This is a genomic window from Streptomyces sp. NPDC005775 (genome assembly GCF_042871565.1).
Taxonomy (GTDB): Bacteria; Actinomycetota; Actinomycetes; order Streptomycetales; family Streptomycetaceae; genus Streptomyces.
In genome coordinates this window covers 1-21,661 of sequence record NZ_JBIAIU010000028.1, presented here as the reverse complement: position 1 = coordinate 21,661, position 21,661 = coordinate 1, and the positions used below count along the sequence as shown (strand labels likewise).

Sequence of the window (21,661 nt, the reverse complement as noted above, 5' to 3'; positions counted from 1 at the left end):
GGAGCAGCCGGTACCGGTCCTGATGTGGACGCGGGTCAGCCGAGACGGCGGCCGCACGTACGGCCCCGTTCGCGCGGTCCGTACCGGCGACGACCTCCCGCCGTTGAACACGACGGCCTGGCCGCCGTGCCAGTGCCCCCGCCACCGGGCCTGACCCGCACCACCCGCAACGGCCCCGGCACCGCCGCCGGGGCCGTCGAGCACGGAGCACCATGACCGACCGCACCACACCGCAGACGCCGCCCCTCCTGGTCATCACCGGCCGACTCCCGAGAGGCGAACCGATGCGGGCCGACCGCCGCCCGGACCGCACCACGATCACGTGGGACGACCAGCAGGTGACGGCCGAGGAGATCGCCGCCGCAGTCCTCGCCGTACGGCAAGGGCGCGCGGCCCGCACCACCGGCTGACCCCACGTGAAACGGCCCCCGGGCGGCGCTACGAACGCCGTGAGCCCCGGGGGCCGTTCGCGTCCGACCGATCACCAAATACGGAGAGAACGCATGGACGACCGTACCAACGACCTGCCCGCCGGCATGACCGGCTCCCCGGAGCACGCGAGGATCGACGACGGCGACCAGCAGCAGCCGCCGCCGTGGCTGGAGGACATCGCGCATGAGCGGCTGGTCGCCGAGACGTACACCCGACTCCACGCTGCCGAGGACGCGGCGGCCGCCGTCGACCGGATCCGCGCCGACCTGGTCCGGCCGCACCCGCCCGTACCGGCCGACCGGCGGCCGCACCCGCTGCGCCTCCTCGCGCTGCGCCTGCACGCGGTCCTGACCGTGACTCTGCTCCTGCCGGTCGTCCTGGCGGACTACGCCCATTACGTGATGACCCGCCGGTTCATTCACCGGCTCACCCCGGTGACCGACTGGATCGACAACTACCTGTACCGGCTGGAGACCCGCCTCACCGACTGCGGCGACGAGCAGTTCGTGAACGGCTTCGCCCGCCACCTGGACCGCACGACTGACGGCCTGGACGCGCTCCTCGCCCGCTTCCGCTCGCCCCGCTGAGACCGGCACCGACGGCCCCGCCCGACCCCTTCGGGCGGGGCCGTTCCGGTCGCACCGGCCGCCGTTCCGGCACCATCGCCCACCGTTCCGACCGCACCACCCACACCGCCTTGGAGGACCCCGCCGTGACCACAGCAGCGCTGCCCCGACGAGGGGCTGACACCGTGCCCGCGCCGACCACACCGGCCGCCGTTCCGGTCGCGTCCGGATCTGTTCCGGTCGCACCGGCCGCCGTTCCGACTACGCCCCCGGCGACCGCCTCCGCTCGCCTCGTCGGCTCGCTGACCCGGGCGCAGCAGATCACCGCCGGGGTGATCGTCGTTGCCGCCCTGGTCCTCTCCGGGATCGGCCTGTACCTCTCGTTCGAGCACGTCGCCGAGTTCGCCCACGACCGGCTCCGGTTCCAGAGCCTGGACAAGGCACGACTGTTCACGGTCGGTGTCGACGTCGGCATCCTCGTCCTGATCGCCCTGGACCTGCTCCTCGCCTGGCTCCGCCGCCCCGTCGGCTGGATCCGCTACCCGGTATGGCTGCTGACCGGCGCGACCGTGGTCCTGAACGCCGCCTCGGCCGCCCCGCCAGAGGGTGCCTGGCAGCGCATGGACTACGTCGCCGGGTTCGCCCACGGCGTCGTCCCGCTGCTGTTCATCGTGGTGGTGGAGGTCGGCAAGACCGGCGTGGACCGCATCGTCCGCTCCACCGCCGACGAGGCGGCCGGACGGGTGCCGCTGCACCGCTGGTTCCTCGCCCCCGTCCCCACGTTCGCCCTGTGGCGCCGTATGCGCCTGTGGGACGTCCCCACGTACGCGGAGGGCGTCCAGCGCGACCAGGACCTCCGGGTCTACCGGGTGATGCTGGAACGCCGCTACGGCCGCAACTGGCGGACCAAAGCGCCGGCAGACATCCGGCTCCCCCTCACGATGGCGCCGTACGGCCTGACCATCGATGAGGCCCTGGCCCTGCCCCGGGAGGCCGAGGAGCGCGAGGCAGCGCTCAGGGAGGCCAAGCAGGAGGCACAGGCGGCTGCGGACGCCCGAGCCGCCGAGAGGGCCGCACAGGCCCGTATCACCGCCCTGCGGACGACTGGAGCCGTCTCGGCCGTCGAGCACGAGGTGAACGCCGCCACCCAGCAGGCAGCCATCGCCGCGCAGGCCGGGCTGGTCGCCACCGAGCGGGCCGCCGAGGTCGAGGCGCAAGCGCTGGAGACAGCGGCCGCGGCCGAAGCCGAAGCCCGCCGCGCGGCCGCCGAGCAGCGCGCTGCAGCCGACCGTGAGACCGCCGCCGAAACGGAGCAGCGCGCGGTCGGAACGGAGAGGGCCGCAGCCGAAGAGCGGGAGCGCGTCGCCGGAATCCTCGCCCGCGAGGCGGCAGCCACCCGGCGCGCAGCCGAGGACAAGCGGGCCGCGCAGCAGGCCGAGAAGGACGCCGCCGAAGCCGAGCGGGCCGCAGCCGAAACGCGGCTCCTCGTCGCCGGAATCGAGCGGCGCGCAGTCGAAGCCGAGGACGAGGCGCGGCTGACGCCGCGTGAGCGGGCCGTCCGGAAGGTCGCCCGCCTGGCCCTCGCCCGGACCGGCGGCGACGTCGAGGCGCTGCCCCTGGAGGACGTCGCCGACGCCCTCGGAGTGTCCACGTCGACCGCGTCCGAGCGACGCCGCGAGGCGGCCGCCCTCCTCGCCACCGGCTACCAGCCGGACGCGAGCTGACCGACCAGCACCGCACCCGCCAGGAGGGCGGCCCCGGCCACATGCCGGCGCCGCCCTCCGGCACGTCTGGCGCTGCTGCTGCCGCCCCCGGACCGACCGGGTGCGGTTGCGGGACCACCAGGCCTCACCCCTTCTGACCGATCACCCCGACCCTGACGGAGGGCACCGTGTCCAACTCCCCCGACATCAACCGGCCCGAGCAGTACGAACGACTCCTCGCCCTGCCCGCCATGACCGCATGGACGGCGGCCCGGCAGCAGGAGCACGCCGCCGACGCGGCCACGTACGACGCGGCCCTCGCCGCTCTGCAGTCCGGCCTCCGCTCTCAGCACGTCGCGGGTGACGGCCGCTGGTCGGCGGTCCTGCGGGCCCGGAAGGTGGAGAAGCACCTCCGGACCATGGCCAAGGCGGCGAGGCAGCAGGAGCGGGCAGCGGAGGCGCTGCGCACCACGTACGCCGGACACGTCGCCCACGTCGCCGCCCTCCCCGCCCAGCGCGAGGAGAAGCGCAGGGTCAAGGAACTCCGGAAGGCCGGCGGCCGCCAGGCCCTCGCCGCCGTGGCGTCCAAGAGCCTCCACAAGACGGCCGCGGCCGCCGCGCCGCAGCAGACGGCCGGGGACGTCGCCACCCCGGCCGCCGGACCTGCCCCGGCACGCGGCATCAGCGACCTGTGGCAGCGGGGCGCCTGATGACCGACCGGCCGATGACCAAGGCGGAACGCACCGCGTACAACCAGCGGCGGCACGCCATCGCCCGGCAGGAGGCGCAGCAGAACCGGGGGCCGCGAGGCGTCGCGGAACTCTGGTGGGACCAGGCCCGCAAGCTCGCCGGGGACCGGGCCAACCAGGGCGACGAGGCCGCGTGGAACGACCTCGCGGTGACGCTCAAGAACTACTGCGACCGCTACGGCCAGTAGGCGCCCCGACCTTCACATTCATCATCATCACCACCCGCAGAGGGTGACCGGCCTCGCGCATAATGCGAGCGCGTGAGCGCAGGAGCGCACGAGCGCGTGCGCGCGTACGCGAGTCGGTCACCCTCTGTCAACCCGGAGAGGTCGCGAGTCTCATGACCGATGACACCAACGTGATCACGTTCCGACCCCGGGCGGGGGACCCGCCGACTCCCCCGCCGCTGCCTCCGCTCCCCGGAGCAGCGTCCCCGCCCCCACTCCCCCCGTCGGCCCCGGCCCTGGACCCTGCTCCGGACGCCGGGGCCGACGTCGTCCCCGGCCGGGTCCGCCGCTCAGCCGCCGGGTCCCTCGCCGACGTCCTCGCCGGACCGGCACCCCTCCCGCCGCTGCCTGCGCAGCCCACGGGCGACGTGCCGGCCACCTTCCGCTCCGAGGGCCTGGACGACGGCCCCGGGCAGCAGGGGCCGGGCCTGGGAGCCCTGTCCCTCTCGGCCGTCCTCGCCGTCGCCCTGGCCGCCCTGCGCGGCACCGTGACCGTGGTGTCCGACTGGCGGCAGCGGCGCATGGAGCGTGCGGCCGAGGAAGCAGCGTGGCGCGAGGCCAAGGTGAAGCGGCGAGCCGCCGAGGAGGACGCCCGGGCCAAGCTCGCCGCCGTCCCGACGTCCGCCGAGTTCGGCCGTAAGGCCGTCCAGGACGGACGCAAGGCGGCCGCCGGGCCGTCCGGGTCGGGGAGGTCTGGCAAGGGCAGCAGCGGCGCGGCACAGGGCTCCACGGGTACGCCGACGAGGAAGCCGACCAGTGCGCCGACCAAGCCGAGCAGCACCAGCCCGAGCAAGGCGCCCGCCCCCACAAAGGGACCGGACAAGCCGCGGCCGCCGGTCGACTCGTCCAAACCCCAGCCCAAGCCCAAGACGCCGGACCGCACGAGGGACGGGAAGGGGCCGGGGCCGAGCAGCAAGCCCGGCAGCGGGAAGAGCGGGGGGACCTCGTCCCCGGAGAAGCCCGGCAAGCCCTCCTCCGGGACCCTCGCCCCCAGCAAGGGCAAGACGCCCGGCGGGCCCGGAAAGGGCGCCCTGGAGCGGGCAAGGGACCGGCGCCCCACGAAGCCCGACGGCGGGAAGGGCGGAGGGACGTCGCCCCCGGAGAAGCCCGGCAAGCCGTCTCCAAAGACCCTCGCCCCGGGCAAGGGCAAGACACCCGGCGGACAGGGGAGGAAGACGCCGAAGCAGGAGCCGACGGCGGACCGGCCCGGCGGCGCGGGCGGCGCAGCGAAGACCGACCAGCCACGGCCCGGGTTCCGGCGGCGCAAGCCGCGACCGGTCAAGCCTGTGAAGAAGATCCCCGGAATCCAGCACGGCACTGCCGAGGGCCACGACGCCCACGAGTGCCGGTGCCGTCGCTGCCGCAAGGCCGTACGCAACCGGGGCGCGTCGACCGGTCCGGGCTCCTCGTCCCCCGGCAGCAGCAAGGTCCCGCCCCGGCCGACGGCACCGCCACCAGGAGCAGCGAACGGCCCGCCGCCCGGCGGGTGGGCGCCGCCTCCTCGAGGAGCGCGGCGCAGCGCGGACGAGGACCTGCACCGCGCGACCGCCTACACGGAGACCGTGATCACCGTGGAGCGAGCCGACCGCCCGGGCGACCAGGCCCGGCGGTGGGAGCCCGCTCCTGCCGGCGCCGTCACGACCGGTGCGCCGGGCCTGCCCCGCGCACCCGAACACCCCGCCGGGTCCCGCCCCGGCACGACCAGCACGACGGAGGAGAACCCCATGGGCGCACCTGCCCCCCGAGCCCACGTGCCCGCCGCCCGCAGCGGTGGAGCAGCAGCCGAGCACCTGACAGAGGTGACCCTGGACGACGTCCTGGACCACCTCGCCGCGTCCAAGAAACGCTGCTTCGCCACGTACGACGAATGCGCGGTCCTCGCCGACCAGGCCCGGAAGCTGCGCCGCTCCTTCGAGGACCTGGCCCACGAGCTTGCCGAGCGGCACAACGTGATCGGCCGTCTTACCTCCGGGGCGATGGCCCGGCTGGCCGAGCTGATGGACGTCGTCGCGCGCAAGGCCGAGGAGATGCGCACCAGGTCCCTCGGTGCCGCCGAGTCCGTCGAGGTCGCGCACGACGCCATGTACGACGCGTACCGGCCCGTCCAGCAGGCGACTGCTGACGCCGGTCTCGTGATGCCCTCCGCCCGCATCCACAACGAGGACTGACCCATGAGCGACCTGGTACCGCGCCCCGTCCACCTGCCCGACACCACCACCGGAGGGCGGCCCTCGTTCCTGGCCCTGGCCGCCCGGGTGACGTCGTTCTCCGCCTCCGCGTTCGCCCTCGTCGAGGGGCTGCGGGCGCTGCGCCGGCAGATGGAACACGACGCCGACGACGCCGACCGCCTCGCCGAGATGTGCGACCAGGCCGAGGTCGAGCCCAAGTTCACCTCTCTGATCCGGGAGGCGGGCGGGGAGCTGCGCGCGGTCGCCACGGCGTCCGGCGAGATGGCGACCGCAGTCGACGACATGGCCACGGCCGCCGACGACCTGAGCACCTCGCACGACCGGGAGTACCGGGGCGTGTACGAGAGCGTCCAGGCCTCCGGCGTCCAGCAGGCCCGCCCCGGGTTCTACCGGACCCGCTGACCCGCACCACCACCCGCGAGGGCCCCGACCACACCGGCCGGGGCCCTCGCCCCGTTCCCGCCCCCGCGCCGTCCAGGAGGACCGCATCATGACCGCCGAGACCATCCCCGCCGCCCTTCCTGCCACCCCGTCACACGCGCTGCGCCCTCGTACCGTCCGGCGCCTGGCGACGGCTGAGCGCGTCCTGTACGGCGCCGGGGGCGTCCTCGTCGCCGTCGGCCCGCACACCAGCCACCTGCCCCTCCACGCGGCCGCCCTGGTCGCCGGAGCGGGCACCCTGGTGCACCTGTGGCGCCGGACCCGCAGCGGCGGCAGCGGCCTCCTGACCGCCTGCTGCCGGGCCCTGCCGGTCCTCGGCCTGTCCGGCTGCTACACGGCCGCCCTTGCCTCCCCGGGCGTCGCCTGGTGGGAGGTCGCCGCACCCATCGCCACGGCAGCCGCGGCCGGTATCGCCGCACCGGTGACCCGCTCCCTCGGTATGCGGCAGGCAGCGGACGACCTCCCCGAGCTGGTCGCCGCGCACGGTGCGGAGCTGGACGTCGTCACCCCGGCCGGGCAGATGCCGGCCGACGCGTACGAGGCAGGTCTCCACCACATGTGGACCGCCTCGTCCGCGACCGGCGACACCGCCCTGACGGCCGTTCACCGGGCCGCCGAGGACCGGCCCGACTTCACCGCCGTGATCCTCGCCCCACCCGGGGAGGCCGTCCCCCGCCCTCTGGACCAGCACGCCGTGGCCGCCGTGTTCGACGTCCCCCCGGACGCCGTCACCCTGGCCCCCGTCAAGGGCGCCGGTCCCGGCCGCGTGGCGCTGCGGGTCGCCCCGGTCGCGGCCGCCGAGACCGACCAGGACGCCGACGAGGTCCGCGCCCTCTGGGAGCTGCGGGTGTCCGGCCCGTCCGGCGTCGCCCCCGGGATGCTCCTCGCCGACTACCGGCTGACAGACGACCGCCTCGTCGTCCGGGTCCAGGCCGCCGAGGACCACATGATCGACCTGCGCCGTAAGCCGCTGGCCCGGGCGCTGCGCGTCGAGGACCCCGAGCTGATCATGATCGAGACGGACGGCCTGGCCCACGGCGTCGTCACGGTCTACCGCGAACACCCACTCATCCACATCCGCGAGGCGACCCGCGCCGACCTCACGATGGGCAAGGACGGCCGGGTGACGGTGGGCCTGAGGCACGACGGCCGCCCGGCCCGCATGCGGCTGTACGACCCGGAGCTGGGCGCGCTGACCGATCTCCTCGTCGGCGCCCCCGGGTCCGGGAAGTCCGTCACGCTGCTGACGCTCATCGCGGCTGAGCGGCTGTCCGGCGTCGTCTCCGTCGTCGCGGACGCACAAGACGGCATGAGCCTCCCGGAGGCGGACGGCCGGGTGTTCCACTTCGGCAAGGGCCGGGCCGCCATGGGCGCCACGCTCGCCGCGCTCTGCGCCGTCGCCGACTACCGCGAGCAGATCTCAGCCGCGAACGGCTGGGGCTCCTTCACGCTGGGCGACCCCTGGTCGCTGGTCATCGCGACCCTGGACGAGATCAACCGCGTCCTGGCGGACGACGCCGATGTCCACGCCGACTTCCGCAAGTGGGTTGCCGGGATGATCTCCCGCGTCCAGCTCACCGGCCGCAAGCTCGGCATGGGCATCCGGTTCGCCGGCCAGTCCATCCACCTGGCCGACCTGGGCGACTCCGACAAGATCCGGAGCGGGGCGCGGCAGGGCATGGTCTGGCTCGGCCGGGTCAACGGCACCATGACCAGCCGCATGGCGCAGGACATGACCGACCGCACGGTCGAGGTGACGCCAATCCCGCCGTACTTCGGGGCGGGCGGCTCCTCGGAGGTCGCCGCGGCCTGGACCGGCGAGGAGACCCCGCCCGGTCCGGTGACCGCCGGGTGCGCCTGGATGATCCAGGGCGGCCACCCGGCCATGACCCGCGTGTTCCGCGCGGTGAAGAAGAACCGCACCTACCCGGGCCTGATCGCCCTCATGGAAGCCGCGCCCCTCCCCGGCCTCACCCCGCAGGAGGCCGACGTCTTCACCGCCGCGTACGCGGAGACCCTGCCGTACGCGGAGGCCCTGATGCTCGGAGGGAAGGACGGCGCCACCATCGACAAGGCCGCCCTGGTCGCCGAGCTGGAGACCGTCGTCGACGCCCTCGAAACACACCGGGCCGTCACGGCAGGGAAGACGCCGGCACCCGCCCTGACCCTGCGGGACCGCATCCTCGCCGCCCTCGTCGACGGACCGCGCCGCACCCGGGAGATCCGGCAGGCGGTCGGTGTCGGCTCGGACGGCGGCCCCGCCTCCGGGTCCGTCGACAACGCTCTGCAGGGGCTCGCCGACAAGGGGCACGTCATCCGGGCGGGTCACGGAATCTGGTCACTTCCGCAGTAACCGCCCACCAGGAGTCCGTGCCGCCGCCACCATGGCGGCATGGACTTCGAATACGACTGCTGGCGATGCGGGACGACCTGCGTCGTCTACGGCCGTCAGGTGGGCTTCTGGGTCGACCGCTACCGCCTCCCCGGCGAGTGGGAGTGCTGGAACTGCGGCGCTACCAACACCACGCCCGACGACTGATGACCCGCCCTCACACAGCAGCACACAGCAGGCCCGGAGCTCCCCCCGCTCCGGGCCTTTCCCATGCCCGCGCACCGCCATGCAGGAGGACCCCGCCATGTACGAGCCGACCACCGCCGAGCAGCTGCACGACGTCGTCCAGACCCCGGCCGTCTACCAGCCGCAGCACCTCGTCCCCGCCTACGGCCACCAGCTGCAGCACGCGTTCCCCGTCCCGGCCGCCGACCCGCGCCGCGCCCTGGTCCAGATCGAGGGCACCGGCGAATGGGTTCTCGCCCGGGTGCCGGCCGCGCCGCCCGTCCTGGTCCCCGTCGCCCCCGACGCTGCTCCCCGCCGCCCGCTGTCCGCCCTGGAGCGCGGTGCGATCGTCGTCGTCTCGTCCATCTGCGCCCTGACCCTCTCCGTCGGAGGAGCCCTCGCCATGGCCGGTCCGTACCTCGCCGACATCGCCTCACTGCTCCTCGGCACCGCCGCCGTCATCGGCACGGCCGCACTCGGCTGGGCCGGGCTCCGCGTCTTCGGCGGCCCAGCCGGGGCAGCACGCGGCCAGGACAACGCCACCCCGGCCGCGCCCCCCGTGGAGGTCAACATCACCGGACACGGCGGGCAGGGCGGCCGCTGGGGCTCCCGTGGCGGCACCGGCGTCCGTATCGACCGGCTCACCATCAACGGCCGCTGACGGGCCGTCTGGCCCCATGACGACACCACGCACGACCAGGCCCCCGGCCGCCCTCACCAGGGCGAGCCGGGGGCCCTCTTTGCGTTCCAAACGGGATCACTGCCGGATCAGGTATGGTCCCGCCCTCGCTACGGTCCGTTGCGCTTCGCTACAGCCCGTTGCACCCGTGCACGACGAACGAAGGAGATCGCCATGGGCACCGCCGACGACGGCCAGGAGTGGCTGACCCGGGCACAGGTGGCCGCCGCCCTCCAGGTCCACGTAGTCACCGTCTCGCGCTGGATCAGCACCGACCCGGACATGCGCGTCCGCCGCCTGGGACCGAACGGCCACCGGGTCCGCATCCACCGCACCGAGGTCGAGCGACGGCTCACCGTCCCCGCCTCGCAGCAGGACGCCGCCGCGACCGGCTGACCCTGCCGCACGCACCACCCGAGACGATGCCGGCCCCGCGCCACCGTCTCGGTACGCCGCTGGTTGTGGGCCGGGCGTCAGAACGAACACCGGGACGTCCCGCCATGCCCGACCAGCAGCCCCCGCCGCCCTCGGCCGGGGCCATCCCTGACACCTTCCTCGCCGTCCTGCGCCACCAGTGGGTGCCCTCCATGCCCGCCCCGCTGCGCCGCTGCCGGTTCCTCGCCGTCCTGTACGCCGCGCACCGCCTGGCCGACGCCGCCGGGACCCTGTGCGACCGCAGAGGCCGCCCCGTCCCTACGGCCGACGTCGCATACGCCTCCGCGACCAGCGAGCCGACCGCCGCCCTGTACCTCGCTGCGGCCGTCGCTGCCGGCGTGCTCACCGAACGGCACCCCGGCCTCCTCGTCCTGTCCCCTGCCGCCGTGCCCGACTGGCACGCCGCGGCCGCCGTCGTCAACCACCTGACCCTCACTGGGAGCACCGTGTGAACACCGTCCCCTACGCCCGCCGCGCCACCGTCCCGGTCCGCTGCTGGCTCTGCGGCACCGACAAGGGCGCACTCCGCTCCGACCTCCACGTCACCGGCCACCTCTGCCCGTCCTGCTGGACCGCCCAACCTCGCGGTGCCAACGACTGGCTACGCGCCGCGTCCACCCTCGCCATCCGGCTGGAGCTCGGCACCTACTGGACCGGGAGCGGCTTCCGTCAGACCTGGCTGCAGGAGACCGCCCGCCGGTACGGCATCACCGCGTGGCGTGACGTCCCTCCGAGGACTCCGGGACCCGACGAGCCATTCGGCTGGATCCCCCGCGCCGACGTCGACCGTGCGGCCGCCGAGCTGGAACAGCGCGAAGCCGACTTCTGCCGGACCCTCATCACGCCCAGGCCGCCCGGTACGGACGTCCCCCGGAGTCGGGCCTAGCCACCCCTCGCCGAGGTCTACCGGCCCCGTACGCGCCGCTCCACGACGCACAACCGGACCTGAACCGACCGCCCCGCACCCGGGACCAGACCCACCAGAGCGGCGTGTCCGTTCGATAGGCAGTGACAACGGAGGGACACACATGGCGTCCGTCGCACAGCGCGCCGCCCGCCCCGACGTCCCCGCGATCCCCGACGGCACGTACGCCGCCCCGGATCCGAGGGACCCCGACACCTGCACCCTGTGGCAGGTCACCGGCGGAGAGCTGCACGCCTGGCCTCCTCGTCGCCGGTGGGCACCGACCATGCCGAAGCCGCCTGCCGGCCTTTCCACCGAGGAACGCCGGGAGCAGCGAAACCACTGGTACGCCGCCGTCTACTGGCCGTGGAAGCAGGCCGTCGCCGCCGCGATCCTCGCCGACCTGAATCACGCTGCCGACCGATTCGAGCAGACCGTGCCGGAAGAGGAGCGCCCTGACGCCGTACTGCGCCGCGCCCTGGCCCACCTCGACCTCCCGCGCGTCAGCAGCAGCCACACCGACCGCGTCGACCAGGAGCAGCGAGGCCGAGCCCGCACGGCTCACGTCATGGTCACGGCCGGACTCAGCTACGCCGCCGTGGCCCGCGTCTTCCGGGTGTCGAAGTCAACCGCGTGGCACTGGGCACGGCAGGGGCAGCGGCTCGTGGAGCAGCGGAAGGAGAGCCCGGGGACGGTGGCCGCGATCGTCGCCGCCCTGACCGTTCTGGAGCAGGAGCCCGACTTGGGCGAGGAGGAGCCGCCCGCCGTCCAGGCCGACGAGGAGGCGGAGGCCGCCGGGTTCGCCGCGACGGCCGCCCGGGTGGCTGGACCGGCCATCGACTTGGGCGCGATCCTCGCCGGCCTGGACGACGTGGCTGCTCTCCTTACCGGCCTGGACGACGTCCTCGCCGACGCCCCCGGTCTCTCCTGACCGGCCGTCCTACGAGACACGCCGCCGTACGGCCCGGCCGGGCCGCGCGGACTGTCTCGCTGCGGCTTGCTGTCCTCCTGGCCGCGAGGCCCGATCAAGGGGTGAGGCGGGAAGGACCCGCCGGAACGGAGCTCCACCATGATCGTGCGATTCGCGGGCGGCCCCCTCGCCGGGCGCGTGCTGTCGACGTCCTCGGCCCCGTGGTTCGGCGGCTGGTTCCCCGTCGCTGACGCCGACTGGGCCCTGTACCTCCCCACGCACCGCGCCCCGGCGACCGGCGTCGTCCTCGCGGAGTTCCGGGAGACCGGACAGCGCCGCAGCGGCTAGTCGGTATCCGCCCTGCAGTCGACGGCCGCGACCAGGACGGCACTGGTCAACGACGGGACCAGGCGCCCCCCGTTGCCGTGCTGCCCGGGCACCAGCTCCCGCACCCGGTAGGCGACCGGCGGCCCCGCCTCGCCCCACTCCACGGCGTACACGAGGGCGGGGCGTCCGTCGGTCAGCCGGACCCGGGCGCCGGGGGCGTGGCCGCCGTGCTGGCCGACGAGGAGGGCGTCCAGCCACCCCTTCGGACCGGACCACAGAACGCCCGGCGGGTCCATGTAGCCGCGGTGGTTGCGCACCGGCACCCACGCCGTGCGCCACCGGTCGACCAGCCGGTCCACGACGTCCCGGGCGTCGATCTCCTGCCAGGTGGTCAGCTCCCGGTCGTCGTTCTCCACGGCGTCCGCGTACGTGTTCAGGAGCGGCTTCACCTCGCTCCACCACACCTCGGGCACCTTCGTCATCAGGCGTGCGGCCGCACGGTCCAGTGGCTCCATGGCCGCGTCCACCGCCGCCAGGTCGTCCGTCTCGACAGCGGCCCGCAGCCGCGCCCGGTCTGGCAGCAGTTCGGGCTGCTGGTCGGTGAGCATCGCGTAGACCAAGGCGAGCAGCCATCGGTCCTCCCACGCGTGGAAGGACGCCCACCGAGCTCCCTGCGTCTTGTGCCGGGCACCGTCCGCCCTCTGCGCCAACTGTTCCGCGCGGCCGCCCGGCAGCTCTGCAGAGCGCCGCACCTCCCACCGTGCGCCGCCCTTCACGTCTGCCGGCCTCCACGACCAGCACACGGTGCCCGGGTGCCCCGAGCCCTCGCAGCCCTCCGGGCACGGTCGGCTGGTGAGCGGAGCGACGACCGGCGGCCGCGGCTCCTGCTGCTCCTGGTCGACCGCCCCGGCAAGGCGGCGGCGAGCAGCGGTGTACGAGATGCCCTCACGGGCGGCGAGTGCGCGGGCCGCGTGCTTGGCGTGCTTGTCGTCGGTCATGACCGGTCGCTCTCCCGGCGGCGGACCCCACGCGTCCCCGCCGTGGCGTCGGTAACCAACGGGAGGTGTTCGGGGTGCTGACGTCACGTGAGGCTGAGCCCCTTGTCCTCGGTCGTCGCTCCCGGCGTGGGCGGGGTGCGGCTCGGAGTCGGGCCGACGTGCGGCGGCCGGTGCCCACCGTAGCGGCCCCGGATGATGTTGCGATCCGTTTCAGTCGATTGCGGTGAGTTGCATCCCTGGCGGTCTCAACTCCGTATAATTTCCCTTATACAGAGTTGAGATGAGGAGGTGTCACCCATGGCCGAGCCGACCGACGTTGAGGTTGTCGATGCCGAGCTGGTCGACGACGACGAGCCGGGGCTGTTCCCGGTGCCGGCCGACCCCGGCCAGCACCCGCGCCCGTTCATCGACGTCGCGCTCCTGCCCGCTGTCGCCGACCCGGTCCCGGACGCCCGGCCGCTGGTGAGCCGTCACACGATGCTGCGCCCCGGGCAGGCCGTGCCGACCACGGCGGACGCCCCGACGTACAGCGAAGCCGACTTCCGGATCTCCCAGGAGACGGCCGACCTCCTGGACGCCGCGCCCCCGGCGAACACCTCGCGCACGTACGCCGCCGCCTGGCGGAAGTTCGCGGCGTGGTGCGACCAGGAGGGCCGGGTGGCGCTGCCGTGCACGACGGCGACGTTCACGGAGTACGTCGGGCACCTGGTGCGCGCCGACGCCTCGCCCGCCACGATCCGCGTGCACATGTCCGCGATCCGCTCCCGGCACCCCGACGACCAGAAGCCGGGCACCCAGCAGGCTGGTGAGGCGGTCCGCGCGCACGCCCGTCGCCGGGCACAGACCAGCCGCGCGCCGCGCAAGGCGCCGCCCGTCACCCCGGCGCTCCTCGGCCTCCTCGTCGCGACCTGTACCGCCTCCACTCCGGGCGGGCAGGTCACCGCCCTGCGGGACGCCGCGCTGCTCACCCTCGGATGGGGGATGCTCTCCCGCCGCTCCGAGCTGGCACACCTGACCGTCGAGCAGATCGCCGTGGACGAGGACGGGGTGACGGTGCACGTCGCGTTCTCGAAGACCGACCAGGAGGCCGAGGGCGAGGACACGTTCGTGCCGGCGGATCCCGACCCGGCACTCTGCCCGGTGCGCCGGGTGTCCGCCTGGCTCGCCGAGCTCCGCCGCCAGGGCCACACCTCCGGCCCGCTGTTCCGCGCCGTCACCAGGAGCGGCGCCATCCCGACCCGCAAGCGCGGCGACTTCCTCACCCCGGGCAGCATCGGCGACATCATCAAGGCCCGAGCCCAAGCCGCGGCCGCACCGCTCCCGGACGACGATCCGGCCCGCGCCATCCTGGCCAAGCTCACCGCGCACGGCCTCCGCCGCGGCCCCGCGCAGTACCTCGCCCGCCTCGGCCAGGACCCAACCGCACAGGGCCGGTGGAAACCCGGCTCCCGGACCGTCGAGAAGCACTACCTCGCCCCCGCCCGAGGTCGGGCAGACAACCCCTTCACCGCCGCCCGCGCCGCCGCCGAGACCGCGTAACCACGACCGATCACCCTCGACAGAAGGACGCCCCGATGAACACGACCGAACGCGCCCACTCGCAGACCCTCGCCGTCCGCCGCCCCGACGACGTCCCCGCCACTGCACCGTTGTCGTGGGTGGTCGAGCAGCACGCCCGGCACGCCGACCGGCTGATGAACAACGCCTTGCCCGCCGACTTTCCGCACGAGGTGGAGCGCGGCGACGCGGGTGACGCCCTGGCCGTCCTCGCGCTGCGGGAGTCGATCCGCCGCGAGATGGAACACGGGCGCGGCAACCGGGTCCACGAGGCCCTGACGCTGGGCGCCACCTGGTCGCAGGTGGCCGCCGCCCTGGACGTCCGGGTGAGCGAGGCCCGGGCGCTGCTGCGCGCGTACGCAGACGGGCAGCAGCGGCTGTACCGGAGCGGCGTCGCGGACGGCCAGGCGCGGCCGTTCGGCCTGGACGAGGAGCAGCACGCGGCCGTGGTCGCGCTGATCGAGCTGGGCGACGAGGAGACGGTGATCACCGCCGTCTGACCGCTACCGCCCCGGAGGGCCCGCCGACCGTCGCCCGGTCGTGCGGGCCCTCTTCGCGTCTCTTGCGGAAGTGGCCGTTTCGCTCACATTCGCTAACCCTTCCCGTCCCTGTGCCGTGTCGCGCACGGGCGTCCTCGAGGCCCGCGCAGCGGGCGGGGGGCGGTGGCCGGTTAGGTTCGCCGCATGACCGAATCACCACGGACAGCACTGCCACCCCTCGACATCCCGCCCGGCGAGCGGCTGGAGGTCGTCCCAGCGTGGGACGCCGACACCCCGTATCAGGCTTGGCGGCCGCAGATCCTCGTCCCGCCGACCTTCCGCCGCGCGGAGCCCTCGCGGGTGTTCGTCGTCGTGAACCAGAAGGGCGGGGCGGGCAAGACCACCACGGCGGTGGAGCTCGCCGCGGCCTGGGCCGCCGCTGGTCTCCGGGTCCGCGTCATCGACGCCGACCACCAGGAGGCCGCCCTGTCGGTGTGGCTGCTGCCGCAGTACCCGGAGGGCTCACCGCGCCACTCGCTGCGGTCGGTGTTCTTCGACGAGTGCACGCTGGCCGAGGCGACCTACCCGACGCTGTTCGAGGGCGTCGACGTCGTGCCGTCCGGACTGGACCTGTCGCGGGTGGAGTACGAGCGGCCGATCGGCGCGGAGAACGCCATCGCGGCCGCCATCGCCCAGGAGGCCGAGAGTGCCGGCGGGCGCTCGCCGTACGACGTGACCCTGATCGACGCGGCGCCGTCCCTCGGCCTGGTCACCGTCGCCGCGCTCACCGCCGGGGACGAGGCCATGGTGCCCGTGAAGGTAGGCGGCCTGGATATGAAGGCGATGGCGTCGCTGGACCGCACGATCGGCAGCGTCCAGCGGAAGACCAACCCGAAATTGAAGGTCGGGGCCGTCTTCCTCACCGCGTGGGACAAGTCCGACTTTGCCCGGCAGCTCGCCACGAAGGTTTCCGAGGACTACCCGGACGCGGTCGTCGTGCCGATCCGGCGCAGCGTCCGGGCGGCGGAGGCGCCGATCGCGGAGCAGCCGGTACGCCTGTACGCGCCGAAGTCGACGGCGGCCGGAGACTACGACCAGGCCGCCGATGTCCTCCTGCAGAAGCCGGAGGCGGCAGCGTGACCCGTCGCCGCGCCCTGGTCATGCCGTCGACCCGCAGCGCCGAACCTGTCGAGGAGGAGCCGAAGGCCGGCACCGCAACGGAGGCCGCGGCCGCGCCGTCCGCCGGGGTCGTCGCAACGTTGACCGGGGCGGACGTGTCGACGCCGGTCAGCGTCGCGCAGCTCCCCGCGCCGTACGACGTCGCGGAGACCGTGACGAGCCCGCTGGACGACCAGGAGCGGGCGCACCTGGCGGTGTGCGAGCAGGCGCTCCACGGCTTCCGGAAGTCGGTCATCGTCGCGGGCAAGGCGCTGGACGTCATCAGCCGCGGCCGCCTGTACCGGGACACGCACGCCACGTTCGTCGAGTACCTGGACGACGTGTGGGAGATCCGGAAGTCACAGGCGTACCGGATGATCGAGGCGTGGCCGGTCGCCGCCGCAGTGTCCCCAATTGGGGACATCAACGAGGGGCAGGCCCGGGAGCTTCAGCCGGTGTTCAAGGACTACGGCCAGGAGGCGGCCGTCGCTCTGTACCGCGAGGTGAAGGCACTGCGGGGGGACCGGAAGGTCACGGCCGCCGACCTTGCGGAGGCCCGCGCGGTCCTGCCTCCGGTCCGGATGCTCGCCCGGCCGGACCAGGTGCGCGACGTCCTCGCCGCTGCGGCCGCCGAGGGACGTGCACCACGTCTCGCCCCGGCTGCTCCCCCGGTGCCGGCGCAGCCATCTGGCGAGGAGCACGTCCAGGAGCAGCCGGACGGCGGCGGCGTCGACCAGGAGGAGCTGGACGAGGGGGCGGAGGCCGTCGCCACGATGGAACGGGCCCTCGCTCAGCAACGGCAGATCTATGACGCCGTGGGTGACGGGGTCCTCGCGGCCGCCCTGCTGTACGACCCGGGCCGGGGGGAGCGACTGCGCCACGAGCTGCGGCAGTACGCGAACCGGACGGCGCACCGGATGCGGGACCCCGCAGGAGACGGCACCGCTCCCGCCTCCTGAGACGTGCGTGCATACTGTCCGCCCCCTGCTCCTGGTGGCCTGGGGGGCGGGGTACGAGAGGGCCTGGTGCTGGGCGGCGCCGGGCCCTCCGTCATGCCGGCACCCACCCTGGCAAGGTCTGGCACAAGTCTGGCACCCGCGACAACGGAGCGGAGGCCGCAGACGGCCGTCTGCGGGGTCGGCAGCGTCCCGGACGACCGGATACCCGCCGGGAGCACACGAGGACGCGCAGCGGGCAGGCAGGGGGTGCGGCGTCGGTACTCTGCGTGTTGGTGCGGTTACCCGACGGGGTGGCCATGGGCGCCGATGGGCCGCTCCTCGCCGGTCAGGGGCGGCCCACCGGCACGTCCAGCACATTCACCAGGGGGGTGGCACGGTACCGCTACGGGGGGTGTGCGTCCGCGTGCGGCCCGTTGCGGGTCTCGCCGGACCTCCGGGCCGCCTGACGATTCGGGGCACGACCTGCGGAGACGACCGGGTAAGGCACGACCGACTGGAGCTAAGGCACGCTTTTCCGTGCCTAATCAACTCCCGGTTGAAGGGTCGTAACCCCTCGGTTCCATCAGATCAACTCAGAGTTGATTCAGGTAGCAGGGCCGCTTGGCGGGTGGTCGGCTCTTTGCGGCTGACCCGCCGTTACCGGGCACCGGACCTACGGCCCGGTCCGGCCGTGCGTCGCCTCCGTCGACCGGACCCTGTCCAGCGAGGGTGCCGCGCCGTGGCGGTCGACTACTAGCGACCCCTCCGCTGCGCTCCGGGGCTACGGGCTGCGCCCTTGCGCGTCCGATGGGGGGCTCCTCCGGACCCCGCCCCCCATCGCCTGGTCCCGGTAGCTAGCGCCGTCGTCGACCAGGAGCACGACCATGCGGAGGGTGCCCACCTCCTGCTCCCCTGTGGCTGATGTCGACCACTGCGGATGATCAATGGGCGGGGGAATGAAGCTCAGCCACAACACGGCAACCCCTGCGGCGAGGCAGGCAGCAACGGCGGTCCGGAGGTACCTCAGCCCGGGACGGCATCGCCCCTGCTGCCAGCTTGTAAGCCCCGGACGGCCCGGCGGCCGCCGACGTCGCGGAGAACCCACAGCGGGACCCGCAAGCCCCCTGGGGCTGAGGACTCGCCGCTCCGGTGCGCTCCGCATCCCTCGGACGGCCGAACTCCTCCCCGTTGCTGCTAAGGCCAGACACGCCGGACCGCGCGGGGTACTTGAAGGCGCGGGTGTGCGTAGGGTAAACGCGCGCGCACGTTCTGAGACAAGAAGGGCCCGGTACCTCTGACCTGGGCAAACGCTCCGGTAAGGCACGAAAAAACGTGCCCTACGGCCGGAAAAAACGTGCCTTAGACTCCCCCGCCACACAGGACGCTCCGACAACACACCGCGCTAAGGCACGATGTTTCGGAGTGTGATGTGTAAGATCACGCCGGTAAGGCATCAACGGCCAGAGCTAAGGCACGAAAAAACGTGCCTTACGGAGCACGGACGGAGACCCATGGCAGGCACGCGCAAAGCGGCCCCGCTGCTGGAGCTGGTCGACCTCAAGAGCGGCGAGGTCGTCCAGCGGAAGCAGAGGGTCCCCCACGCCTTCGACGGCAAGGGCTACACCCTGGAGGGCCACGGGACGGAGGTCCCCAACTTCAGCCTCAACCTGAGCGGCACGGAGTGGGACATCCTCGACTGGGTGAAGCAGCACGGCGGCTGTGCCAATCCGATCCGGCTGGAGCCCTCCGAGGTCGCTCCGCTCCTGTGCAGCACCCCGAACACCATCAAGGCCGCCGTGGCGCGGCTGGTGAAGCTGAACCTCATGCTGCGCATCGGCGGTCCCCGCTCCGGCACCTACCAGCTCAACCCGCGCCGGTTCTGGGAAGGCAGCGGCGAGGCTCACGTCAAGGCGTGCGCCCGCATGGACCCTCCGGCCGTCACGCCGGACGCAAAGGCACTGGCCACCGCTCTCAAGGCCGCCCAGAAAGCGGCTGACACCGCCCGCGAGGCGGCGGAGTCAGCGGACGAGGCGGAGGAGGTCGCGCCGGGGAGCAGGCTGGCAGAAAGGACCCGGGCGACTGCCGCCGCCACTCACGCATCGGCGATCCTGGCAGTAGAGACCGCCGTCAACCTCGGTGTGCAGCTCCCCATGCAGCTGCGCCGACTCCTCCAGGAGGCCGCGAAGTGACTTCCCCGATCAGCGTCGACGACCTGACCATGGCGCACCCGGTCTACACGCTCAGCCTCACGGCGGCGCAGCGCTGCACCCTGGAGTGGCTGACCTTCAACGGCGCCCTCTACGCCCCTCTCGCCGCCGACCCGGAGGAGATCGCGAAGGACTGCGGCAACTCCGTCTCCACGGTCTACGAGGCCCTTAACCGGCTGACCGCGCTCCGCCTGGTCCAGCGGGACGGCCCGGAGTACCGGGTGAATCCGCGGTTCTTCTTCGCCCAGAATCCCGAACTCGCTCAGCTCGTACTGGAAGCGCTCCAGGCCCCCGACGTCGAGCCCGACGAGCGCGCCCAGCAGCCGCGCCGTACCTCGCCGGCCGACGCGCGGAGGCGCCGCGAGGTACGCCCGGTCTCCTGACTGCTAACGACTGTGCCCCCGCTCTCCGTCTACGGAGCGGGGGCACAGTCGTCTGCTGGGGCGAGCACGAGTCACTGCTTCGACGCGTGCCAGACGCCGGGGGCGTGGATGTCCTCCCACACCTCAATCGGGCCGAACTCGTCGTGCCACACGGTCCGCGTGACCAGCACCGGAACGGCCACATCGGCACCCGCCGGCACCGGGATCTCCAGGGCCGCGATCTCATCCCGCGACGCGTGCCGAGCCGCCCGGAGCTCCGGGGACCCATGGATGGGCCGACCAGTCTTCTCCTCGTAGTCCTCGTGCCACAGGCGCTCCAAGCGCCCCTGCTGGAGCACTGCCGGGACTTCGGCGAGCGCACGCATGTGGATCACCGAGATGCCGAGGATGACCGGCTTCCCGTCCTGGCGGAAGACGCGCCGCCGGACGACCACCTCGTCGTGAGGCTCGATCTCCAGGTCGCGGCAGATCCCCGGGTCGTCGCAGGACCGTAGCGCCGCCTCGTGCCCGGTGGACGTCTCGCCGGGGGCGTAGTTGCTGCCGCCCCCTTTGAGCCGGTCCACCCTGGCCGCGCCGGTCGCCGGGGCGATGTTGGGCCGCCGGGCGACGGTCGTGCCGGCGCCCGCGTTCGTCGCGATCAGGCCCTCCTTCTTGAGCACCTCGAAGGCTCGGGCGGCGGTGTTCCGCGCCACGCCGTGCTCCTCGGTGACTGCGTTCACGGTCGGCATGGCGTCACCGGGACGGAGGTCCCCCGCCGCGATCAGCCGCCGGTAGTGGGCCGCGACGTCCGCGTACCCCTTGCGGGCTCCCATGTTGATCTCCCTCTTCCGTGGCTACCACTCGCAGCCGACACGTAGAACGTACCACCGTTGTCTAGTGGTACGTACCTTGGAACACGTGGTACGTTCTACCTACGTTCCACGGTGACACCGGGGAACGGGACAACTCCACAACGGTCACCCGGACCGGAATACGGGAGGTCACGCGGACTACCTGACACGGGTCCGGACCTACGCAGAGGGGGGTCACAGCCCGGGCGCCGGAGAATCACCGTCACTGGTGGAGAGCAATACAAAGCACAACGAACCACCCCGAACGGATTCGATCCGGCGCGCTACATGACGAGCGCGCCGAGGTCGTGGCCGCTCGGCCGCCCACGGCCTCACCGGCGCTACGAACGCCCGGGGCCAGCACCCGCACCGATCACCACCAGGAGGTCCCCATGGACCGCATCATCCGTACCGCGCCCGTCGCCCGCATCGGCCGCGTGTTCCGCACCGTCGCCGACGCCGTCCGCTCGGTCGTCGCCCCGGCCGCCCTGGTCCGCACCGCCGCCGCCGAGGCGACCGTCCCGGACCCGACCGACGTCTTCACCGACGAGGAGATGCCCGCCCCGGAGGCGATCGAGGAAGCCGCGGCCGCGTACGACGAGGCCGCCGACCAGGCCCGCGCCGCCGACCGTGCGAAGCGCCGCACGAAGAAGCTGCTGGGCCGCCTGCCCGCCGGCATCTACGGCCGGTGGCAGGTCGAGCGGGTCCAGTCCTCGCGGATGACCGCAGACCTCGACTCGATCCGCGCCACGTACGCCCGGCTCGGACTCGGCCCGGTGCCCATGCGGACCTGCTCCCCCTCGCTCCGCATCACCGAGCTGGCCGCCGTCGAGCAGCTGCCCACCCCGGCCGCCGACGACGCGCTCCTCCTGGTCGCAGCGTGAACGCCGACCAGGAGGAGCAGCCGGTACCGGTCCTGATGTGGACGCGGGTCAGCCGAGACGGCGGCCGCACGTACGGCCCCGTTCGCGCGGTCCGTACCGGCGACGACC

At 73.5% G+C, this 21,661-nt stretch carries 24 protein-coding genes; 22 read left to right on the top strand and 2 right to left on the bottom strand.

What is annotated here, in order from left to right; genetic code table 11:
- The first annotated feature begins 212 nt into the window (after positions 1-212).
- The 15 genes from ACFYPA_RS36675 (at position 213) to ACFYPA_RS36605 (ending at position 12,140) form a co-directional block, all read left to right on the top strand.
- Entirely contained in the window at positions 213-410 is a 198-nt protein-coding gene (locus tag ACFYPA_RS36675; RefSeq protein ID WP_389136958.1) for a hypothetical protein, read from the top strand.
- A 93-nt stretch (positions 411-503) separates the two neighbouring features.
- Positions 504-1,019: a hypothetical protein gene (locus ACFYPA_RS36670; RefSeq protein ID WP_389136955.1), complete on the top strand. Its 516-nt coding sequence runs from the start codon at positions 504-506 to the stop codon at positions 1,017-1,019.
- 125 nt (positions 1,020-1,144) lie between these two features.
- Positions 1,145-2,722 carry a DUF2637 domain-containing protein gene (locus ACFYPA_RS36665; protein WP_389136952.1) on the top strand — a complete coding sequence of 526 codons (1,578 nt, stop codon included), beginning with the start codon at positions 1,145-1,147 and terminating at the stop codon, positions 2,720-2,722.
- Between the two features lie 167 nt (positions 2,723-2,889).
- The gene (locus ACFYPA_RS36660) at positions 2,890-3,411 is read left to right on the top strand and encodes a hypothetical protein (protein ID WP_389136950.1); all 522 of its coding nucleotides are present in this window, start codon (positions 2,890-2,892) and stop codon (positions 3,409-3,411) included.
- A complete protein-coding gene (locus ACFYPA_RS36655; RefSeq protein WP_389136947.1) occupies positions 3,411-3,638 on the top strand; it encodes a hypothetical protein in 228 nt (75 codons plus the stop codon). The genes ACFYPA_RS36660 and ACFYPA_RS36655 overlap by 1 nt, the downstream gene beginning before the upstream one ends.
- A 152-nt stretch (positions 3,639-3,790) precedes the next feature.
- Positions 3,791-5,845: a hypothetical protein gene (locus tag ACFYPA_RS36650; RefSeq protein WP_389136944.1), complete on the top strand. Its 2,055-nt coding sequence runs from the start codon at positions 3,791-3,793 to the stop codon at positions 5,843-5,845.
- A gap of 3 nt (positions 5,846-5,848) precedes the next feature.
- Positions 5,849-6,268 (top strand): conjugal transfer protein TraB, encoded by a 420-nt coding sequence (locus ACFYPA_RS36645; RefSeq protein ID WP_389136941.1) that lies wholly within the window; start codon positions 5,849-5,851, stop codon positions 6,266-6,268.
- A gap of 88 nt (positions 6,269-6,356) precedes the next feature.
- Positions 6,357-8,660 carry a hypothetical protein gene (locus ACFYPA_RS36640; RefSeq protein ID WP_389136939.1) on the top strand — a complete coding sequence of 768 codons (2,304 nt, stop codon included), beginning with the start codon at positions 6,357-6,359 and terminating at the stop codon, positions 8,658-8,660.
- Positions 8,661-8,699: 39 nt separating this feature from the next.
- The gene (locus tag ACFYPA_RS36635; RefSeq protein WP_389136936.1) at positions 8,700-8,846 is read left to right on the top strand and encodes a hypothetical protein; all 147 of its coding nucleotides are present in this window, start codon (positions 8,700-8,702) and stop codon (positions 8,844-8,846) included.
- 97 nt (positions 8,847-8,943) lie between these two features.
- On the top strand, positions 8,944-9,525 hold the full coding sequence (locus tag ACFYPA_RS36630; protein ID WP_389136934.1) for a hypothetical protein: 582 nt from the start codon (positions 8,944-8,946) through the stop codon (positions 9,523-9,525).
- Between the two features lie 192 nt (positions 9,526-9,717).
- Positions 9,718-9,939 carry a DNA-binding protein gene (locus ACFYPA_RS36625; RefSeq protein WP_389136932.1) on the top strand — a complete coding sequence of 74 codons (222 nt, stop codon included), beginning with the start codon at positions 9,718-9,720 and terminating at the stop codon, positions 9,937-9,939.
- A 104-nt stretch (positions 9,940-10,043) separates the two neighbouring features.
- Positions 10,044-10,430, top strand: a complete 387-nt coding sequence (locus tag ACFYPA_RS36620) for a hypothetical protein (RefSeq protein ID WP_389136929.1) — start codon at positions 10,044-10,046, stop codon at positions 10,428-10,430.
- A complete protein-coding gene (locus tag ACFYPA_RS36615) occupies positions 10,427-10,864 on the top strand; it encodes a hypothetical protein (RefSeq protein ID WP_389136927.1) in 438 nt (145 codons plus the stop codon). Before ACFYPA_RS36620 ends, ACFYPA_RS36615 begins: the two co-directional genes overlap by 4 nt.
- Before the next feature lie 142 nt (positions 10,865-11,006).
- Positions 11,007-11,813: a hypothetical protein gene (locus ACFYPA_RS36610; protein ID WP_389136924.1), complete on the top strand. Its 807-nt coding sequence runs from the start codon at positions 11,007-11,009 to the stop codon at positions 11,811-11,813.
- Between the two features lie 138 nt (positions 11,814-11,951).
- Positions 11,952-12,140, top strand: a complete 189-nt coding sequence (locus ACFYPA_RS36605) for a hypothetical protein (protein WP_389136921.1) — start codon at positions 11,952-11,954, stop codon at positions 12,138-12,140.
- On the opposite strand, the gene ACFYPA_RS36600 is transcribed toward ACFYPA_RS36605, so the two are convergent.
- The gene (locus tag ACFYPA_RS36600; protein WP_389136919.1) at positions 12,137-13,117 is read right to left on the bottom strand and encodes a hypothetical protein; all 981 of its coding nucleotides are present in this window, start codon (positions 13,115-13,117) and stop codon (positions 12,137-12,139) included. The genes ACFYPA_RS36605 and ACFYPA_RS36600 overlap by 4 nt on opposite strands.
- Positions 13,118-13,414: 297 nt before the next feature.
- Between ACFYPA_RS36600 and ACFYPA_RS36595 the strand changes: the two genes are divergently transcribed.
- From ACFYPA_RS36595 to ACFYPA_RS36570, 6 genes are all read left to right on the top strand, one after another.
- Positions 13,415-14,656, top strand: coding sequence for an integrase (locus ACFYPA_RS36595; RefSeq protein ID WP_389136916.1), 1,242 nt, complete (start codon positions 13,415-13,417; stop codon positions 14,654-14,656).
- Between the two features lie 35 nt (positions 14,657-14,691).
- Positions 14,692-15,174, top strand: a complete 483-nt coding sequence (locus ACFYPA_RS36590; RefSeq protein ID WP_389136914.1) for a hypothetical protein — start codon at positions 14,692-14,694, stop codon at positions 15,172-15,174.
- A 183-nt stretch (positions 15,175-15,357) separates the two neighbouring features.
- On the top strand, positions 15,358-16,293 hold the full coding sequence (locus ACFYPA_RS36585; protein ID WP_389136912.1) for a ParA family protein: 936 nt from the start codon (positions 15,358-15,360) through the stop codon (positions 16,291-16,293).
- Complete coding sequence (locus ACFYPA_RS36580; RefSeq protein ID WP_389136909.1) at positions 16,290-17,270, top strand: hypothetical protein; 981 nt, start codon at positions 16,290-16,292, stop codon at positions 17,268-17,270. Before ACFYPA_RS36585 ends, ACFYPA_RS36580 begins: the two co-directional genes overlap by 4 nt.
- A gap of 1,490 nt (positions 17,271-18,760) precedes the next feature.
- The gene (locus ACFYPA_RS36575) at positions 18,761-19,438 is read left to right on the top strand and encodes a hypothetical protein (protein ID WP_389136906.1); all 678 of its coding nucleotides are present in this window, start codon (positions 18,761-18,763) and stop codon (positions 19,436-19,438) included.
- Positions 19,435-19,839 carry a MarR family transcriptional regulator gene (locus ACFYPA_RS36570; protein ID WP_389136904.1) on the top strand — a complete coding sequence of 135 codons (405 nt, stop codon included), beginning with the start codon at positions 19,435-19,437 and terminating at the stop codon, positions 19,837-19,839. Before ACFYPA_RS36575 ends, ACFYPA_RS36570 begins: the two co-directional genes overlap by 4 nt.
- Before the next feature lie 71 nt (positions 19,840-19,910).
- Here ACFYPA_RS36570 and ACFYPA_RS36565 read toward each other — a convergent pair whose 3' ends face one another.
- Positions 19,911-20,651: a GntR family transcriptional regulator gene (locus tag ACFYPA_RS36565; RefSeq protein WP_389136901.1), complete on the bottom strand. Its 741-nt coding sequence runs from the start codon at positions 20,649-20,651 to the stop codon at positions 19,911-19,913.
- A gap of 410 nt (positions 20,652-21,061) precedes the next feature.
- Between ACFYPA_RS36565 and ACFYPA_RS36560 the strand changes: the two genes are divergently transcribed.
- Positions 21,062-21,553: a hypothetical protein gene (locus tag ACFYPA_RS36560; RefSeq protein ID WP_389136898.1), complete on the top strand. Its 492-nt coding sequence runs from the start codon at positions 21,062-21,064 to the stop codon at positions 21,551-21,553.
- Positions 21,554-21,661: the final 108 nt, after the last annotated feature.

What these genes read in the sequence shown, in the direction of transcription:
- ACFYPA_RS36635 (WP_389136936.1), top strand. Translation starts at nt 8,700, where the DNA reads ATGGACTTCGAATACGACTGCTGGCGATGCGGGACGACCTGCGTCGTC.
- ACFYPA_RS36650 (WP_389136944.1), top strand. Translation starts at nt 3,791, where the DNA reads ATGACCGATGACACCAACGTGATCACGTTCCGACCCCGGGCGGGGGAC.
- ACFYPA_RS36625 (WP_389136932.1), top strand. Translation starts at nt 9,718, where the DNA reads ATGGGCACCGCCGACGACGGCCAGGAGTGGCTGACCCGGGCACAGGTG.
- ACFYPA_RS36675 (WP_389136958.1), top strand. Translation starts at nt 213, where the DNA reads ATGACCGACCGCACCACACCGCAGACGCCGCCCCTCCTGGTCATCACC.
- ACFYPA_RS36645 (WP_389136941.1), top strand. Translation starts at nt 5,849, where the DNA reads ATGAGCGACCTGGTACCGCGCCCCGTCCACCTGCCCGACACCACCACC.
- ACFYPA_RS36600 (WP_389136919.1), bottom strand. Translation starts at nt 13,117, where the DNA reads ATGACCGACGACAAGCACGCCAAGCACGCGGCCCGCGCACTCGCCGCC.
- ACFYPA_RS36575 (WP_389136906.1), top strand. Translation starts at nt 18,761, where the DNA reads ATGGCAGGCACGCGCAAAGCGGCCCCGCTGCTGGAGCTGGTCGACCTC.
- ACFYPA_RS36620 (WP_389136929.1), top strand. Translation starts at nt 10,044, where the DNA reads ATGCCCGACCAGCAGCCCCCGCCGCCCTCGGCCGGGGCCATCCCTGAC.
- ACFYPA_RS36610 (WP_389136924.1), top strand. Translation starts at nt 11,007, where the DNA reads ATGGCGTCCGTCGCACAGCGCGCCGCCCGCCCCGACGTCCCCGCGATC.
- ACFYPA_RS36565 (WP_389136901.1), bottom strand. Translation starts at nt 20,651, where the DNA reads ATGGGAGCCCGCAAGGGGTACGCGGACGTCGCGGCCCACTACCGGCGG.
- ACFYPA_RS36560 (WP_389136898.1), top strand. Translation starts at nt 21,062, where the DNA reads ATGGACCGCATCATCCGTACCGCGCCCGTCGCCCGCATCGGCCGCGTG.
- ACFYPA_RS36670 (WP_389136955.1), top strand. Translation starts at nt 504, where the DNA reads ATGGACGACCGTACCAACGACCTGCCCGCCGGCATGACCGGCTCCCCG.
- ACFYPA_RS36585 (WP_389136912.1), top strand. Translation starts at nt 15,358, where the DNA reads ATGACCGAATCACCACGGACAGCACTGCCACCCCTCGACATCCCGCCC.
- ACFYPA_RS36590 (WP_389136914.1), top strand. Translation starts at nt 14,692, where the DNA reads ATGAACACGACCGAACGCGCCCACTCGCAGACCCTCGCCGTCCGCCGC.
- ACFYPA_RS36655 (WP_389136947.1), top strand. Translation starts at nt 3,411, where the DNA reads ATGACCGACCGGCCGATGACCAAGGCGGAACGCACCGCGTACAACCAG.
- ACFYPA_RS36630 (WP_389136934.1), top strand. Translation starts at nt 8,944, where the DNA reads ATGTACGAGCCGACCACCGCCGAGCAGCTGCACGACGTCGTCCAGACC.
- ACFYPA_RS36595 (WP_389136916.1), top strand. Translation starts at nt 13,415, where the DNA reads ATGGCCGAGCCGACCGACGTTGAGGTTGTCGATGCCGAGCTGGTCGAC.
- ACFYPA_RS36605 (WP_389136921.1), top strand. Translation starts at nt 11,952, where the DNA reads ATGATCGTGCGATTCGCGGGCGGCCCCCTCGCCGGGCGCGTGCTGTCG.
- ACFYPA_RS36640 (WP_389136939.1), top strand. Translation starts at nt 6,357, where the DNA reads ATGACCGCCGAGACCATCCCCGCCGCCCTTCCTGCCACCCCGTCACAC.